Genomic DNA, 15,518 nt, shown 5'->3' with positions numbered 1-15,518 from the left:
ACCACTTCGACCGCGAGATCGTCGGGAGAGCGAGAGCGAATACCGGTTCGGCGGCCTGCTGATGCGGCTGGTGGGGCTCCTGATGCCCGGTTCCTTCCACAAGCAGTCGCAGCAGCACATGCAGGATTTCAAGGCGTTCGCCGAACAGGGGAAGGATGTCCGCGAAGAGAAGAACCGATGTCGGCCTGTACGCGGCGCTCCGGCGCGACGCGTACGCCGGGTGTGCCCTGTTGGGCGAGCACCGGAGCCTAGAGTTTGATCACGTCGAGGCCGGGCATCTCGTCGTAGTCCGCGTCCTGGGTGACGACGGGAACTTTGTGGGCGATGGCGGTGGCGGCGATCCAACTGTCGTTGATGGGCGCCTTGCGCCCTGCGGCTCTGAGGCGGGAGACCAGCAGTGACCAAGCGTCCGAGACCGCCTCGTCGATGACGATGGGTTCGAAGCGCTCGGCGAGTTGGTACGTGGACAGCCGCCGGGCCGATGTCTCGGAGTCACGAGCCTGCAGCACGCCCAGCCTGAGCTCGCCGAGAGTCACGGCCGAGACACCCCATTCGAAGCCCGCGAACCGAGCGGTATCGAAGCGCTCGGCTTCCATGCCGATGAAGACCGAGGTGTCGGCCAATGCGCGCTTGCGTTCTACCACGGGAGATCGTCCGTTGTCCCGGTGAGGGTTTCCCGCAGTTCCTCTGCCAGGCCTGTCGTGTCCGCGCCCAGGCGAGCCAGCTCACCACCGACCTCGACCGCGGAGATCCACCGACGGCGTCGCGTGAACGGGATGATCTTCGCAATCGGCTGACCGTCCCTGAGCACCTCGATCTCCTCGCCGCTCTCGACGCGCCGCAGGACATCGGCCGTATGGTTGCGGAGTTCGCGGGCTGGAATGGCAGACATGCCACAAGTGTAGAACACGTGCGACGCCCGTAGCGAGCTCAGTTAGCTGCTCAAGCGATGGACATGTGCAATCCCGTGCTTCCCGTCCGAACGACCACGACCGTCCTCCAGGACGATGATGTGGCCGGCGTTGCCACCGTGAGTCTGCGGCGCGAGAAAGGAGCGTGATCCGGCCGCGTTCGGCCACCTCAGGCGTCGTCCTCGTCGTCGATCAGCAGGAAGTCGGGCCGGTTATCGCGCCATTCGGGCACGTCCATGGAGTTCAGCACGGAAATCAGCTTCTTCTCCTCGTAGATGAAGTGCGTCTGCATGACCGCCGACAGCGCCTCCACCTCCTCGCGCACCTTGGCCACCGTGGCCGGGTCCGGCTGCTCGGGGAGGGAGTCGAGGAGCTTGCGCAGGTTCCCCATGAGCCAGTCGATCTGGTTGTGGTCGGTGCGCAGGTCGGAGAGCACCTTGCGCAGCTCGGGGAACTCCTCGGCGATCGCCGGGAACGCGGCTCTGTCCTCGCCCGTGTGGTGGCGGGTCAGCGCCGTGCAGAAGGACAGGCAGTGGGCGCGCAGATCACGGGGCGGCATGCCCTTGCCGTCAAGGTAGTCGTCGATGCCGTCCTGGAGGTCTTCCAGCATCTCGCGCAGCCAGATGTGCACCTCCAGCAGCTGCGTACCCAATGCCGTGAGGCGCTCACCCGCTCCGGAACCCGCTGTCATTCTTCCCCGCCCATCAACTTTCCTCAGTATGTCCGAACTCATCAAGCACGCTTGTCACCGATCGAGCGACACCTCCCAGCGGTGGAAGCAACGGCGGAGATTCGCGACTCATGAGAGCTCGGCTACGCCGCTCGTCCAAGCCGCAGGGACGATGCCTCCCACGCCCGTCTCACTTCGATGGGCAGAAACAGACGAGGCCACAGCTCGATCAGCTTCTCATGGTTCAGGTATGTACGCACATCGTCCAGCCGAGTCGCTTCGCGGATCACACGTTCGTCCATCAGTCCCACGTGGCTGTTGTCCAGCATGTCGTAGATGCGCGTAGCGCGAGCTCCAAGCCATGTTTCCAGTGTGCACTGAGGGTGCGTGGTCTCCCGGCCAGTTACTGCTCGGACGTCGGCCGTGAACGCCTGTGCGGTGTGCTGAGGATCCTGGCGAGCGTGTGCAGGGTTTCCGGCTCCGTGCCGGGGGCGGGTGAGACGCGCAGGACGGGCTCTCGCAGGTCCAGCGGCGCCCTCGCCACCGGTGCCGCGCCCACGAGCAGTCCCGCCTCGGCGGCGCGGGCGCGGGCGGCCTCCACCGAGTCGCCCGGCGGAGGCCGGAGGGTGACGATGGCGGAGGGTTCGTCGAGCGGTTCCGCCACATGCCAGCCGCCGGCGCCGTGGAGGAGGTGCCGGGCCGTGCGGCCCAGTTCTGCCCCGTGCTCGTGCAGGTCGGCCGGGCCGAGCTCCTGGTACTCCCGTACGGCGGCGCCGAGTCCCGCCCGGGACGCGATCGCTCCTTCCGAGCTCTCGTAGCGGATCGCCCCCGGCAGTGGTTCGGGAAGGTCGTCCGTGCCCCACACGTGGCCGCCGAGCGCGGGGGCGGCGGCGTCCATGCCTGCCGGCGGCCCCCACGGGGGTCCCGGTGCCGTGCCCGTCGTGAGTCCGGGGACGATGAGGAAGCCGGTGCCGCGTGGGCCGGCGAGCCACTTGCGGGACGTCCCCACATACGCGGTCGCCCCCACCCCGCCCACGTCCGTGTGGCCGAAGGACTGGCAGGCGTCCAGCACCAGCGGCACCCCGGCGGCGCGGCACAACGCGCCGGCCTCCCGCGCGGGCTGGACGACGCCCCGGTGGGAGGCGATGTGGACCAGGGTGACGAGGTCCAGCCCCCCGGCGAGCGCGGATGCGAGGCCGTCGAGGTCGAGGCGGGAGCCGGCGTCCACGGGCAGTTCGACGAGCGTCCACGAGCGGTCGGCGGCCAGGCGGCGCAGGAGCATCAGAGTGCTGCCGTACTCGGTGCGGGCGAAGCCGACACGGCTGCCCGGTGGGAGCCGCAAGCCGCCGAGCAACGCCGCCATCGCCGCCGTACCGCTCTCCACGAAGGCCACGTCCCCGGGAGACACGCCGGCCGGGGCGAGCAGGGCGGCGAGGGCGGATCTCGCGTCGGTGAGGCCGGGTTCGGCCGCGTAGCCGCCGTGCTCGCGTTCGCGCCGGAGCCGCTCCACGACCGTGTCGAGCACCCGGTCACTCGGTACGTTGCAGCCGGCCGCGTCGAGGTGACCCGGCGGTACGACGGAGCGTGCCGCCCGCCACGCCTTGCCGATCACGCCTGGGCCAGCACCAGGCTGAAGTCCTCCGCCGGGTCGGTGAACCAGCGCAGAACGGTGAAGCCGGCCGCGTCCAGCTCGGCGCGCAGGCCGTCAGGGCGGAACTTGGCGCTGATCTCCGTACGCATCTCCTCCCCCTCGGCGAAGTCCACGTCCAGGTCGAGCGCCGCGACGCGCGCCCGCATGGCGCGGGAGGCCCGCAGGCGCATCTCGATCCAGTCGTGCTCCTCGTCGTAGCGGGCGACGTGCTCGAACGCGTCCGGCTCGAAGTCGGCGTCCAGCTCCCGGTTGATGACGTGCAGCACGTTGCGGTTGAAGGCGGCCGTCACCCCGGCGGCGTCGTCGTAGGCGGCGACCAGCCGCTTCCTGTCCTTGACCAGGTCGGCCCCGAGCAGGAACGTGTCGGCGGGTCGGAGCGTGCCGCGCAGTTCCTTCATGAAGACCCGGCGGGCGTCGGGTTCGAGGTTGCCGATGGTGCCGCCGAGGAAGGCCACCATGCGCCGGCCGGTACGGGGCAACAGCCGCAGGTGGCGTTCGAAGTCGGCGCACACGGCGCGAACGGCGAGCCCGGGGTAGCGTTCGGCAAGCCGCTGCGCCGCCGCGGCGAGCGTGACCGCGTCGACGTCGACGGGGGCGTAACACCGCAGCGTGCCCGCCTCGGTGAGGGCGTCGAGCAGCAGCACGGTCTTCTCGCTGGTGCCGGATCCCAGCTCGACCAGCGTGTCGGCGCCGCTCGCGGCGGCGAGTTCGGCGGCCCGTTCCCGCAGGATGGCCAGCTCGCGCCGGGTCGGGTAGTACTCGGGCAGCCGGGTGATCTGCGAGAACAGGTCGCTGCCCGCCTCGTCGTAGAACCATTTGGGCGGCAGGAACTTCGGCGACGATATCAGGCCGGCCCTGACGTCGTTCTCGAGGGAGGAGCGCAGATAGTCGAGGTCGAGGTGGTTGACCAGGCGCACGGTCGAAGGGCTCACAGGCACGGTGTCTCCTCAGGAGAAGGGGTCACATGGGCTGGACGCGCACGCCTTCCGGCGAGGCGAGCAGCAGGCTGCGGTCCGGCACGGCCTGCCAGCCGGGCAAATCGTCGAGCGGTTCGCTCGCCACGACCACGCCGTCCTGGTGACGCTGGACGAAGAGCGTGTCGCCCCAGACGGTCGCGGCGATGGACGCGCCGTCGCAGGCGAGCAGGTTCAGGCGGGCGCCGGGGTCCTTCTCCCCGGCGTGGGCGACGACCTCCGCGAGGACCTCCCCGAGGTCGGGCCCGGTGCGCAGCCGTTCGAAGACGGCGGCGGCGAGCCAGGCGGAGTCGCAGGCGCTCTCGGCGCTGTCGGCCAGCGCCCTGACCGCGTCCCGTTCGACGCGGCCGTTGTGGCTGAGCAGCCACCGGCCCTCGGTGAACGGCGCGGTGGCGCTCTCCTCGACCGGCATGCCGACGGTGGCGCACCGGACGGCCCCCAGCAGGCAGCCGGAGCGGGCGACCTGGGCGAGCGCGGGCAGGTTGGCGTCGGCCCACATCGGGATGGCCCGCCGGTAACGTACGGGCTCGGCGCGGACGGCGTCGTACCAGCCCATGCCGAAGCCGTCGGCGTTGACGGTGCCGTGCCGCTGCCGCCGGGGCGCGTACGACTGCGCGAGCAGGCCGTGCCCGGGGTCCTGGATCAGCGTGGACAGGGCGCGGGGGGCTCCGAGCCAGGCCGCGTGCCGGCACACTAGGCCGGCTCCGCGTCACGGGCGCAGCGGAACCCCGTGAAGATCTGCCGGCGGATCGGATAGTCCCAGTTCCTGAACGTGGTGCGGATCGCCGCCGGGTCGGCCGCCCACGAGCCGCCGCGCAACACGCGGTAGTCCCGGCCGAAGAAGACCTCGCTGTACTCCCGGTACGGGAAACTGCGGAAGCCCGGGTAGCCGTCGAACCACGTGCCGGTCCACTCCCACACGTCGCCGATCATCTGCTCGGCCCCGTACGGGCCGGCGCCGGCCGGGTAGGCGCCGAGCGGCGCGGGCCGGGCGGCTCGGTGGCCGAGGTTGGCCAGCTCGAGGGTGGGCTCGTGGTCTCCCCACGGGTATTTCCGCGCCCGGCCCGCCCCGGCGTCCCAGCCGCAGGCCTTCTCCCATTCGGCCTCGGTGGGCAGCCGTCTGCCCGCCCAGCGGGCGTAGGCGTCGGCCTCGTACCAGGACACGTGCTGCACCGGCTCGTCCATGGGCACGGGCTCGGTGCGGCCGAAACGGGTACGGTGCCAGGCGCCGCCGTCCTTGGTCCAGAACAGCGGGGCGAAGACGCCCTGCCGCTGCCGCCACTCCCAGCCTTCGCCGGTCCACCAGCGGGGGTCGTGGTAGCCGCCGTCCTCGATGAACGCGGCGTAGGCGCCGTTGCCGACGGGCAGCCGGTCGATCCAGTAGGCGGGCAGGTCGACGCGGTGGGCGGGGCGCTCGTTGTCGTAGGCCCACGGCCGGGTGTCGGTGCCCATGAGGAAGGGGCCGGCGGGCACGTACACCTCGGCCGGGCCGCCGGGGCGGGCCGGCGGCAGGCGCCCGTCGTGTACCAGGCCGGGTTCCTTCGACAGTTGCAGCGTGGCCAGCATGGTCTCGTCGTGCTGGTGCTCGTGCTGGATGACCAGGCCGAAGACGAAGCCGTCGCGGCGCAGCGGCGCGGGGTCGTCGAAGTCGACGGCGTCCAGGACGTCGAGGACGCGGCCGCGTACGCCCTCGATGTAGCGGCGGGCCTCGGCCGGGCCGAGGATGGGCAGGCTGGGGCGGTCCTTGCGCGGGGTCTTGAAGGCGTCGTAGATGTCGTCGATCTCGGGCCTGAGCGGGGTGAGGCCGCCGGCCTCGCGCAGGACCCACAGCTCCTCGTAGTTGCCGACGTGCGCGAGGTCCCACACCAGGGGCGACATCAGCGGGGAGTGCTGGCGTACGAGCAGGTCGTCTTCGGCCTCCGTGTAGGTCAGGGACCGGCTGCGCACCGCGAGCAGCTCGCTCGCGATGCGTTCCTTCAAGTCGCTCATTCTCGTCCCTCTTCGGTCAGCCAGGCCGGCAGGCGCCGCCCCGGTTCTCTCGCCAGATCCATCAGGTCGGCCGCCGGGGAGCGGCCGGTCGTCACGTACCGGTCGGCGAACGCCGCCACCGCCCCGGTCAGTGCGGGGGTGGCGCCCAGGCGGGGCAGCGCCTCGGCGGCGGCGCGGAAGCAGGCGTCCGCGGCGCGGGCCAGCCGGGGGTCGGCCAGGCCGCGGCGCGCGGCGGAGGCCCACGGCTCGCGGTCCGCCCCCGGCCCTCGCCGCCACCCGGGTCCGAGGCAGGACTCGACGGCGGCGACCGCGGCGTCGGCGGCGCGGTCGTCGCTGATCAGGGCGTGGGTGACGGCCACGCACACCGGCCAGTCCGCGGGGCGCTGGGCGTCCAGGAAGCGGATCTCAAGCCAGCCCCTGGGGCGTACGGGCGGGAACACCGTGGTGGCGTGGTAGGCCAGGTCCTCGACGGTGGGCGGGCGTTCGCGCGAGCCCAGCCAGTCACGGAAGGTGGAGCCGTCGCGGACGGTGCGGCAGCGCTCGCCGCCCTCCCGCACCAGCATGACGCGGGCGTCGAGCAGATAGCGGGCCCAGTCGGCCACCGGATCTCCCGACGCGGGGACGGGCGCCGTCCTGGTGGGGTCGAGGTGCTCCCACACGGCCTGGCGGCCCGACATCCATCCGCACGGCCGGCCCCGGCTCAGCGGCGAGTTGGCGAAGGCCGCGGTCAGCACGGGTCCGAGCAGGTGCGCCCGCTCCCACCGCGTGCGGGGCCGTTCCCCCAGGTCCAGGTTGACCTGGATGGACGCCGTGGAGCACATCATCAGCGCGCCGTACGGCCGGCCGAGGAACTCCGCCATGGCGTCGTACCGGGGTTGCCGTAACTGGCGTACCGCCTGGCGCATCGGGTCGAGGCCCACGCCCGCCAGCACCAGGCCGTCGTGCGCCAGGGCCTGGCGTACGGCGGCCACGTCGGCGGTGAGGCCGTCGATCGCGCCGGTCAGCGAGCCGGCCGGGCCGGACAGCTCCAACTGGCCGCCCGGTTCGAAGGTGACCCGGCTGCCGCCGGGCAGTGGCGGCAGCGCCCGCTCGACCCGGTCCATCGGGACGTGGCGGGTGGCCGACACGCGGTCGAAGACCAGGAACTCCAGCTCCACGCCCACCTGGTCGTCGCCGCCGGGGCGGAAGCACTGGTGCGCGTAGTCCCCCACCTCGGAGGCGTCTCGGAGCGGCGACCCCTCGGTCGTGAGCCCGATCATCGTCTTGCCCTCGCGTGACGCATGGCTCTATAGAGCCGCCGGCCGGGCGAGCGTTACACGGGAGCGGTCAGGTTCGCCGGCGCTGTCTGAAGGCGGACATCAGCCGCTCGCGCGTGCGGTCCGGCAACTTCTCGGGGGGCTGGTCGCCGATCGCCCGGATGGTGACGCGGAACTGGTGGACGTGGCGCCGGCAGTCGTCGCAGCAGGCCGCGTGGGCCTCGAACCCGGCGCGGACGGGCGGGTCGAGGGCGTCGTCAAGGTACGCGGTGATGGATTCCACCAGTTCGCCGCACGTGAACCGCTTCACGACGTTGACCGCCTTACCCTCTGCGTATTTAACCGTTTCACCTATTCTGGCTGTTTCACCGACGCGAAGTAACTCTCCAGCAGGTCCCGAACCGCCGCACGGGCTCGGTGCAGCAGCACCCGCTGGTTGACGGCGGAGATCTCCATGATCTCGCACACCTCCTCGGAGGTGCATCCTTCCACGTCGCGCAGCGTGATCACGATGCGCTGCCGTGGAGGCAACGTCGCCAGCGCCTCGCCGATCAGACCCCGCGCCTCTGCGGCGAGCGCCTGCCCTTCGGGCGTCGGCCAGGCCGCGGGTGCCTCCTTCCACCTGCCCGCCAGAGCCCCGTCGATTCCGTGGAACAGGGTGAGATCGGCGGCCGGGCTCGTGTCCCGCTCGAAGGCGCTCCACGGCAGTGTACGGCTCTCGCGCACGCTGCGCCTTTTGGCCGTGTTCACCAGGATGCGGTAGACCCAGGTCTTCACCGACGATCGGCCCTCGAACCCGTCGATGGCGCCGATCACCGCCAGCCACGTGTCCTGCACGACCTCTTCCGCGGAGTCGTCGGTGGACACGTAGGAGCGGGCCACCCGCAGCATGCCCCGCGCCCAGGTGTCGAGCAGCGTCGCGAACATCTCCTCGTCGCCCGCACGCAGCGCGGAGACGACGACGTCATCCGGAGGCAGCCCGTCGCCCGCGAGGGACCCCACGATCGCTTCCTCCCCGTGCCGTTGGGGACATCATCACATCCCGCCGTCCGCCGCTTCCACTCCGGGCATGACGTCGGGGGCGATCGGAAGTCGTCACGAACGGCCGCTACGACATACCCGTTTTCCACCTGTGATCACAGATCATGAGGGTTCCTTTGCCTTCGCCGGTCATGTCCGGTGCATGGGCGTCCAGACCGTCATCGGCCCGGCGCCCCGGTTGGCCCACACGTGGTATGGGACGAACGTCAGATCGACCGGGCCCCCGTGCTCCGGCTCATGGGGGGCGACGGCGGCGCGGTAGGGGAAACCGCCGTCGTCCTCCCGGTGCACGTGGGCCCGGCCGCGCGCGGTGACCGGCACCACGTCGGCGGGCAGGCCGGCGACCGGGCCCGCGTCGCGCAGGTCCGCGGCGGCCAGGCACAGGTCGTCGACGATCACCCCCGGGTGGTCGGCCTGCTCCAGGCAGTAGACCAGCGGCCCGCGCTCCACCGCGACCTGGCCGCGGGCGACGTCGAGCCGGGGCACGGCGGCCGTCAGCCGGGGGCGGATCCCGAGGTTCAGCTCCACCCGGTCGCCCGGCCGCCACGTCCTGCGCACGCGGTGGTAGCCGCCCGGCTCGGCCGTCCGCCCGTCGGCCCCGGCCGCGTCGGCCCAGGCGGGGATGCGGAACGCGAGCGTCCACGGGTGGCCGGGGGTCTCCTTGACCACGATCTCGACGCGGCCGGTCCACGGGTAGCCGGTCTCCACCTCAAGCAGCACGTCGCCGGCGCGTACGGTGCCGGGCGCGTACAGGTGGAGCTGCACGCCGTCGGCGTCGCGGGTGGCCAGGTAGTGGTCGAGGGAGGAGAGCAGGCGCATGACGTTCGGCGGGCAGCAGGCGGTGCCGTACCATCCCTGCCGGCCGCGGGCGGGGGAGCGCAGGTCGTCGGGGTCGGCGCCGGCGCGCACGCGCAGCGCGTTGACGTAGAAGAAGTGCTCGCCGTCGAGCGAGACGCCGGGCAGCACGGCGTTGTAGAGGGTGCGCTCGACCAGGTCGGCGTACGCGGGGTCGCCGGTCGCCAGCAACATCCGCCACGACCACTGGACGCTGCCGATCGCCGCGCAGGTCTCGCAGTACGCGGTGTCGGGGGCGAGCTCGTGGTGGCCGCCGAACGCCTCGCCGTACCAGTTGGAGCCGAGCCCGCCGGTCAGGTAGGTCTTGGTGGCCACCATGTCGCGCCACTGCCGGCCGAGTGCGGCGAGCAGGTCGAGGTCGGAGGTCTCGACGGCGACGTCGGTCGCCCCCGCCGCGAGGTACATCGCGCGCACCGCGTGCCCCTCGACCGTGGTGGCCTCGGCGACCGGCACGCGGTCCTGCCGGTAGCCGGGGCCGTGGTGGCCCTTGAGCTGGATGAGAGAGCGCCCCCGCGCGGCCACCTGGCGCGCGGCGAGGTCGAGGTACGCGGGCACGCCGGTTTCCCGGTGCAGCTCGGCCAGGCCCATCTCCACCTCGGGGTGGCCGTCGATCGCGTCCGGGGGCAGGTCCTTGGCCAGGTGGTCGGCGAAGCGGGCGGCGACCCGCAGCAACGTCTCGTCGCCGGTGGCCCGGCGGCCCGCCACGGCGGCCTGCATGAGGTGGCCCGCGCAGTAGAGCTCGTGGCTGGAGGCCAGGTCGGAGTAGCGTCGCCGGCCGGTGAGCTGGGTGTGCGTGTGGAGGTAGCCGTCGGCGCACTGAGCGGCGGCGACCAGCTCCGACGCCCGCGCGTACGAGCGGGCCAGGCCGTCGTCCTCGCGCCTGCCCCGCTCCCAGGCCAGCGCCTCCAGCCACTTGTAGACGTCGGAGTCGGCGAAGATCTTCCCCTCATGCTCGGCGGGGCCTCCCCGGGCGGCCCGGCGCAGGTTGCCGAAGGCGCCGGAGTCGCGTACCCGCTCCCCTCCCAGCGGGATCGTCACCTCGCGGTTGACCCGCTGCCGCGCCTCCCAGAAGCCGTCGTGGATGCGGGCTCCCGTCACGGGCCGCAGGGCCACCGCCGCACCCGAACCTGGCCGTACCACCGGATCAACGCTCATGGCACCATCCTCCCCCAGCCTGACATATCCAACAAGATATGAATATCCATGCAGACCTTGACGCGGGTCAACTGGCGACGCAGGCTGAATGCGACATCTATGCACAGTTGAATATTTATGTGCAACGAAGGGACGGCCATGCCAGAGATCCCCGACACCGTGCTGCTCGAAGAGCGGGCCGAGCTGGCGATGAACGCGGTGGCCGGACTGCCCGACACGGACCCGGACACGGGCATGGACGGCGTTCCGTACTTCAGCGCCGACCTGCTCGCCCGGCCCGCCGCGCTGCGGCACGGCGACTGGGACTACGGCTCCAGCCACGGCCGGCTGCTGGACGCCTGCCTGCTCGCCCGGCACATGACGGGCAAGGACACCTGGCGGGAGGTCGAGGACGGCTTCAGGCGGCGGCTGACGAGCTTCTTCGGCCCCGACGGGCTGAGCTACCGGCGGGCCCGCCCCGAGGCCGGCTGGCCCCCGAACGCCAACCTCATCGACCAGCGCGCCGTGCTCCTGTCGCTCACCACGTGGTACGTGTCCGACGGCGACCCCGAGGCCAGGCGGCTGGCCGACCGGCACGTGGCCGCCCTCAAGCGGATCGCGATCAAGGAGCGGGACGTCTGGTTCTACCCCGCTTCCGAGTACACCCCCGACGGCTGGCCGTCCCCGAACGCCATCGCGCTGCACCTGGCCCCCGACCCGGCGTCGTTCAGCGGCCGGCTCATCATGCCGCTGCTCCGCTACCACCAGGCCACCGGCAACGAGGACGCGCTGGAGTTGTGCGGCTGGTTCGCCCGGCTGATCGTGCACAAGAGCGGCGTCTTCCACGAGGACGGCGCCTTCAACGCGGCCCGCGCCTACCGCAGCGGCCACTTCCACACCCGTCTCGGAACCCTCGAAGGGCTGGCCCGCTACGCCCGCCACACCGGCGACCACGAGCTGACCGCGTTCGTACGCCGCTCCTACGACTGGGCGCTCACCCAGGCCACCCGGTTCGGCTGGACGCCCGGCGACCTCGAAGGCCAGCGCTACGAACACGAGAGCTGCTCCCTGGTCGACCTGATCGGCACCGGCGTCACGCTCGCCGGTTCCGGGCACACCGCCTACTGGGGCGTGGTGGAGCGGTTCCTGCGCAACCACCTCGTCGAGTCCCAGCTGCTCGACCTGAGCTGGGTCGAGTCGGCCCCCGACACCTCGGGCGACGAGCCCGGCTGGGTGACGCACGTGCGGGTGGGCGAGCGGGTACGCGGCGCCTTCGCCGGGTACGGCGCCCCCAACGACTACGTCTGCGACATCGAGCTGGGCCGCGGGCACACCGCCGACGTGCAGGCGTGCTGCGTCGGCTCCGGCGTGCGCGGGCTGTTCTGGGGGTGGAACTCCGTCGTCACCGGCGATGACCGTGACGTTCGGGTCAACCTGCTGCTCACCAGGGCCACCGAGCGGGTCACCGTGCTCAGCCACCTCCCCCATGAGGGCCGCGTCGACCTCGACGTGCACCGGGACCTGCGCGAGCTGCGGATGCGGGTGCCCGAATGGGCCGGGTACGCCAAGGTGCGCGTCACCCGGGACGGCGACGGCTTCGACGGCACGCGGCCCGGCGCGTGGGCGCCCGACGGCTACCTGTCCGTACGCGCGCCCAGGCGGGGCGAGCGGATCACCGTCACGTTCCCCGTGCCCGAGTCGACGAGCACGGAGGTCGCGTCCGGCCGGGAGTTCCGGGTGCGCTGGCGCGGCGACGACGTGATCGGCATCAGCCCCGAGGGCACCGCCCGGCCGATGTACAGCGGGCGCAAGGTGCACCCCACCGCGCCGCGACGCGACTACCCGCTGTCCCGGCCGGCCACGGAATGGGCCTGGTGAGCGCCGTGAGCGGATGGTCACTTCCCCCTGCTCCCGCCGGGGGCGCGCTGCACCCGTACGACCTGCGCTGTGAGCACCTCGCCACCCCGCAGGGCATCGCCACCCGGGCGCCCAGGCTGAGCTGGCGGCTGGCCTCCGGCCGGCGCGGCGACGCGCAGGCCGCGTACCGGATCACGGTCCGCTCCGGCGGCGCTCCGGCCTGGGACAGCGGCTGGATCGACGGACAGGACCCCAGCGCTTCGTACGCGGGCGCGCCGCTTGCGTCGTTCGCCCGTCACACCTGGCAGGTCCAGGTCCGTTCCGCGGACGGCGAGGAGGCGGCGGCCGAGTCGTGGTTCGGCACCGGCGTGCTGCACCCGGACGAGTGGGCGGCCGCCTGGATCGGCCACGACCCGGAGACCCTGCCGCCGTTCGAGCCGCCGGCCGACGACCGCGAGCCCCGCAGCGTACGCACCGCGTCCCTGCCCCCGCCCCGCTACTTCCGGCGCGTCGTCGACCTGCGCCCTGCGACCTCCGTACGGATCGTGGGCACCGCCCGCGGCCTGTACGAGCTGCGCGTCAACGGCCACCGGGCGGGTGACGGCGAGCTGACCCCCGGCTGGACCGACTACCGCTACCGGGTGCCGTACCAGGTGTACGACGTCACCGGCCTGGTCGGCGACGGCCCCGCCTGCGTGGGCGCGGTGCTCGCGGACGGCTGGTGGTCGGGCAGCCTCGGCTGGGACGGCCGCCGGCAGGCCCAGCGCTACGGCAGGCGTCCCGAGCTGCTCGTCCAGCTCGTGGCCGACCACGCCGACGGCTCGCGCACGGTCGTCGGCACCGACGGGAGCTGGCGGGAGAGCACCGGGCCGCTGCGCTACGCCGACCTGTTGATGGGCGAGTGGTACGACGCCCGGCTGGAGCAGCCCGGCTGGGACCTGCCCGGCTTCGACGACTCGTCGTGGGCCCCCGCCCGCGTCGTGGACACCGGTCACGACGTCCTCGTGCCCTCGGCGGCCGAGCCCGTACGCGTCACCGAGGACCTCGTGCCCGTGGGGACCCGGCGGGACGGCTCCGGCCGTACCATCGTCGACCTGGGGCAGAACATCGCCGGCCGGGTGCGGCTGACGGTGCGCGGCGCCCCCGCCGGCACCCGCGTCACGCTCCGGCACGGCGAGGCGCTCGACGAGGACGGCTCCCTCTACACCGCCAACCTGCGCTCGGCCGAGGCGACCGACCACTACGTCGCCGCAGGGCTGCCGGAGGAGACGTTCGAGCCGCGCTTCACCGTGCACGGCTTCCGCTACGTCGAGGTCACCGGGCACGACGACGTCGAGGTGCTGGGCCGGGCGATGCACTCGGACACGCCGGTCGCCGGCGAGTTCTCCTGCTCCGACGACATGGTGCGGCGGCTGACGAGCAACCTCCGGTGGAGCCAGCGGGGCAACTTCGTGTCCGTGCCGACCGACTGCCCGCAGCGCGACGAGCGGCTCGGCTGGACCGCCGACGCGCAGGTGTTCCTGCCCACCGCCTGCTACAACGCCGACGTGGCCGCGTTCTTCACCGGCTGGCTGGCCGACCTGCGCTGCGCCCAGACCGCCGAGGGCGCGGTCCCCGACGTGGTGCCGCACGTGATGACGGAGCGGCACGGCGCCCCCGGCTGGGGGGACGCCGCCACGGTGGTGCCCTGGCACCTCTACCGCGTCTACGGCGACGAGCGCGTCCTGCGCGACAGCCTGCCCAGCATGCGCCGGTGGGTCGACCACGTCGAACGTCACAACCCCGGCCTGATCTGGCGCGAGCGGGTGGGCAGCCACTACGGCGACTGGCTGCAGGCGGGCGTGCGGACCTCCCGCGACGTGCTGGCCACCGCGTACTTCGCGCTCAGCGCAGGCCTCACCGCCAGGGCCGCCGCCGTGCTGGGCCTCGCGGACGTCGCCGAGCACTACGCGGAGCTGCGGGCGCGCATCGGGGAGGCGTTCGTACGGGAGTTCGTCTCCGCCGACGGGCGGGTCTCGGGCGACACGCAGACGGGCTACCTGCTGGCGCTCGCGCACGAGCTTGTCCCCGATGACCTGGTTCCCGCGGCAGTGAGGCATCTGGTGGCCGACCTGGAGCGGCGGGGGCGGCGGCTCACCACCGGGTTCGCCGGTGTGGGGCTGCTCGGGCCCGTCCTGTCCGCGTACGGGCACCACGACCTCGCCTACGACCTGCTGCACGACGACCGCTACCCGTCGTGGGGGTACTCGATCAAGCGCGGAGCCACCACGATCTGGGAGCGGTGGGACGGCTGGACGGAGGAGAACGGCTTCGGGCCCGTCGCCATGAACTCCTTCAACCACTACGCGCTCGGCTCGGTGGGTGAGTGGCTGTACAGCGGGGTCGCGGGGCTCGGCCAGGAGGAAAACTCTGTCGGCTTCCGGCGGCCGCTCATCCGGCCGCTGCCGGGCGGGCGGCTGCGGTGGGCCGCGGCGGCGTACGACACGCCGCTGGGGCGGCTGTCCAGCCGGTGGGAGATCTCCGGCGGGGAGTTGACGCTGGAGGTACGCGTACCGCCGGGCGCGCTCGCCACCGTCCACGTGCCCACCAAGGACCCGTCGTCGGTCCGCGAGTCCGGAACGCCGCTTGCCACGGCGGGGATCGACGTGATCAAGTCGACCGAGGCCGCTTCGGTGTGCCAGGTGGGCTCCGGCCGGTACACGTTCACCGCGTCGTGGGGTCGGTGACGTACCGGCCGGTGACCACGTGGGCCGCCGCCGCCGAACGCCTCGACGGCGGCGGCCTGCGTGATGTGACCGTACGCAACATCGTGCGGACCACCGTGGGCGGGAACGGCCTGCGCGTACGGCTGACCAACGCCTTCGGGGACCGGCCCGTGACGTTCGGGCACGTCCACGCGGGCGTCCCGCTGCACGTCCCGCTGGCCGTCCCGCTGGCGGGGGCGGCGCTGGAGCCGGGGTCGAACCGGATGCTGACCTTCGGCGGGAGCCCTGCGGTGACGGTGGCGCCGGGCGCGACCGCACTCAGCGACCCGCTCCCGGTACGGGTGCGCCCCCGCCGCCGCCTCGCCATCAGCCTGTACGTCCAGGGCGAGGCGGGCACGCTGACGGGCCGCAACCGCGCCACCGCCCCGGCCCCCGCCTACCCGCCGCCCGGCTCCGGCCCGGAGCCGGGCGGCGG

General features: G+C 72.6%; 14 protein-coding genes and 1 pseudogene. 3 read left to right on the top strand and 12 right to left on the bottom strand.

Features of this window, described 5'->3' with window-relative positions:
• Positions 1-248: 248 nt before the first annotated feature.
• The 12 genes from GUY59_RS14725 to GUY59_RS14670 form a co-directional block, all read right to left on the bottom strand.
• Positions 249-644: a type II toxin-antitoxin system VapC family toxin gene (locus GUY59_RS14725; RefSeq protein WP_138201183.1), complete on the bottom strand. Its 396-nt coding sequence runs from the start codon at positions 642-644 to the stop codon at positions 249-251.
• The gene (locus GUY59_RS14720; RefSeq protein ID WP_138201182.1) at positions 638-892 is read right to left on the bottom strand and encodes a type II toxin-antitoxin system Phd/YefM family antitoxin; all 255 of its coding nucleotides are present in this window, start codon (positions 890-892) and stop codon (positions 638-640) included. Before GUY59_RS14720 ends, GUY59_RS14725 begins: the two co-directional genes overlap by 7 nt.
• 188 nt (positions 893-1,080) lie before the next feature.
• The gene (locus GUY59_RS14715) at positions 1,081-1,563 is read right to left on the bottom strand and encodes a hemerythrin domain-containing protein (protein WP_201760880.1); all 483 of its coding nucleotides are present in this window, start codon (positions 1,561-1,563) and stop codon (positions 1,081-1,083) included.
• A 161-nt stretch (positions 1,564-1,724) separates the two neighbouring features.
• On the bottom strand, positions 1,725-1,910 hold the full coding sequence (locus tag GUY59_RS14710; protein WP_138201180.1) for a hypothetical protein: 186 nt from the start codon (positions 1,908-1,910) through the stop codon (positions 1,725-1,727).
• A 74-nt stretch (positions 1,911-1,984) separates the two neighbouring features.
• Positions 1,985-3,193, bottom strand: a complete 1,209-nt coding sequence (gene egtE, locus GUY59_RS14705) for an ergothioneine biosynthesis PLP-dependent enzyme EgtE (RefSeq protein ID WP_138201179.1) — start codon at positions 3,191-3,193, stop codon at positions 1,985-1,987.
• Positions 3,190-4,170, bottom strand: a complete 981-nt coding sequence (gene egtD / locus GUY59_RS14700) for an L-histidine N(alpha)-methyltransferase (RefSeq protein ID WP_138201178.1) — start codon at positions 4,168-4,170, stop codon at positions 3,190-3,192. Before egtD ends, egtE begins: the two co-directional genes overlap by 4 nt.
• A 22-nt stretch (positions 4,171-4,192) precedes the next feature.
• Positions 4,193-4,900, bottom strand: coding sequence for an ergothioneine biosynthesis protein EgtC (gene egtC / locus GUY59_RS14695; RefSeq protein ID WP_138201177.1), 708 nt, complete (start codon positions 4,898-4,900; stop codon positions 4,193-4,195).
• Positions 4,900-6,195 carry an ergothioneine biosynthesis protein EgtB gene (gene egtB, locus GUY59_RS14690; RefSeq protein ID WP_138201176.1) on the bottom strand — a complete coding sequence of 432 codons (1,296 nt, stop codon included), beginning with the start codon at positions 6,193-6,195 and terminating at the stop codon, positions 4,900-4,902. The genes egtC and egtB overlap by 1 nt, the downstream gene beginning before the upstream one ends.
• Positions 6,192-7,454 carry an ergothioneine biosynthesis glutamate--cysteine ligase EgtA gene (egtA, locus tag GUY59_RS14685; protein WP_138201175.1) on the bottom strand — a complete coding sequence of 421 codons (1,263 nt, stop codon included), beginning with the start codon at positions 7,452-7,454 and terminating at the stop codon, positions 6,192-6,194. The genes egtB and egtA overlap by 4 nt, the downstream gene beginning before the upstream one ends.
• Before the next feature lie 67 nt (positions 7,455-7,521).
• Positions 7,522-7,761 (bottom strand): anti-sigma factor family protein, encoded by a 240-nt coding sequence (locus GUY59_RS14680; protein ID WP_138201174.1) that lies wholly within the window; start codon positions 7,759-7,761, stop codon positions 7,522-7,524.
• A gap of 41 nt (positions 7,762-7,802) precedes the next feature.
• Positions 7,803-8,453, bottom strand: a complete 651-nt coding sequence (locus GUY59_RS14675; protein WP_252374946.1) for an RNA polymerase sigma factor — start codon at positions 8,451-8,453, stop codon at positions 7,803-7,805.
• Between the two features lie 168 nt (positions 8,454-8,621).
• Entirely contained in the window at positions 8,622-10,502 is a 1,881-nt protein-coding gene (locus GUY59_RS14670; RefSeq protein WP_138201173.1) for a glycoside hydrolase family 127 protein, read from the bottom strand.
• Positions 10,503-10,640: 138 nt separating this feature from the next.
• Here GUY59_RS14670 and GUY59_RS14665 point away from each other — a divergent pair, with 138 nt between their 5' ends.
• From GUY59_RS14665 to GUY59_RS14655, 3 genes and pseudogenes are all read left to right on the top strand, one after another.
• Positions 10,641-12,359 (top strand): beta-L-arabinofuranosidase domain-containing protein, encoded by a 1,719-nt coding sequence (locus GUY59_RS14665; protein WP_138201172.1) that lies wholly within the window; start codon positions 10,641-10,643, stop codon positions 12,357-12,359.
• Positions 12,360-12,364: 5 nt separating this feature from the next.
• Positions 12,365-15,064 (top strand): alpha-L-rhamnosidase, encoded by a 2,700-nt coding sequence (locus GUY59_RS14660; RefSeq protein ID WP_201760879.1) that lies wholly within the window; start codon positions 12,365-12,367, stop codon positions 15,062-15,064.
• Positions 15,061-15,518: pseudogene (locus GUY59_RS14655) on the top strand (hypothetical protein); the annotation flags it as partial. The gene GUY59_RS14660 and the pseudogene GUY59_RS14655, both read left to right, overlap by 4 nt.

It is taken from the genome of Nonomuraea sp. K271 (genome assembly GCF_009908215.1).
Classification (GTDB): domain Bacteria; phylum Actinomycetota; class Actinomycetes; order Streptosporangiales; family Streptosporangiaceae; genus Nonomuraea; species Nonomuraea longispora.
This window is presented reverse-complemented; position numbering and strand designations above follow the sequence as displayed.

Coding starts and splice junctions, on each gene's coding strand:
- GUY59_RS14710 (WP_138201180.1), bottom strand. CDS start 1,910: ATGCTGGACAACAGCCACGTGGGACTGATGGACGAACGTGTGATCCGC.
- GUY59_RS14665 (WP_138201172.1), top strand. CDS start 10,641: ATGCCAGAGATCCCCGACACCGTGCTGCTCGAAGAGCGGGCCGAGCTG.
- GUY59_RS14720 (WP_138201182.1), bottom strand. CDS start 892: ATGTCTGCCATTCCAGCCCGCGAACTCCGCAACCATACGGCCGATGTC.
- GUY59_RS14670 (WP_138201173.1), bottom strand. CDS start 10,502: ATGAGCGTTGATCCGGTGGTACGGCCAGGTTCGGGTGCGGCGGTGGCC.
- egtB (WP_138201176.1), bottom strand. CDS start 6,195: ATGAGCGACTTGAAGGAACGCATCGCGAGCGAGCTGCTCGCGGTGCGC.
- egtA (WP_138201175.1), bottom strand. CDS start 7,454: ATGATCGGGCTCACGACCGAGGGGTCGCCGCTCCGAGACGCCTCCGAG.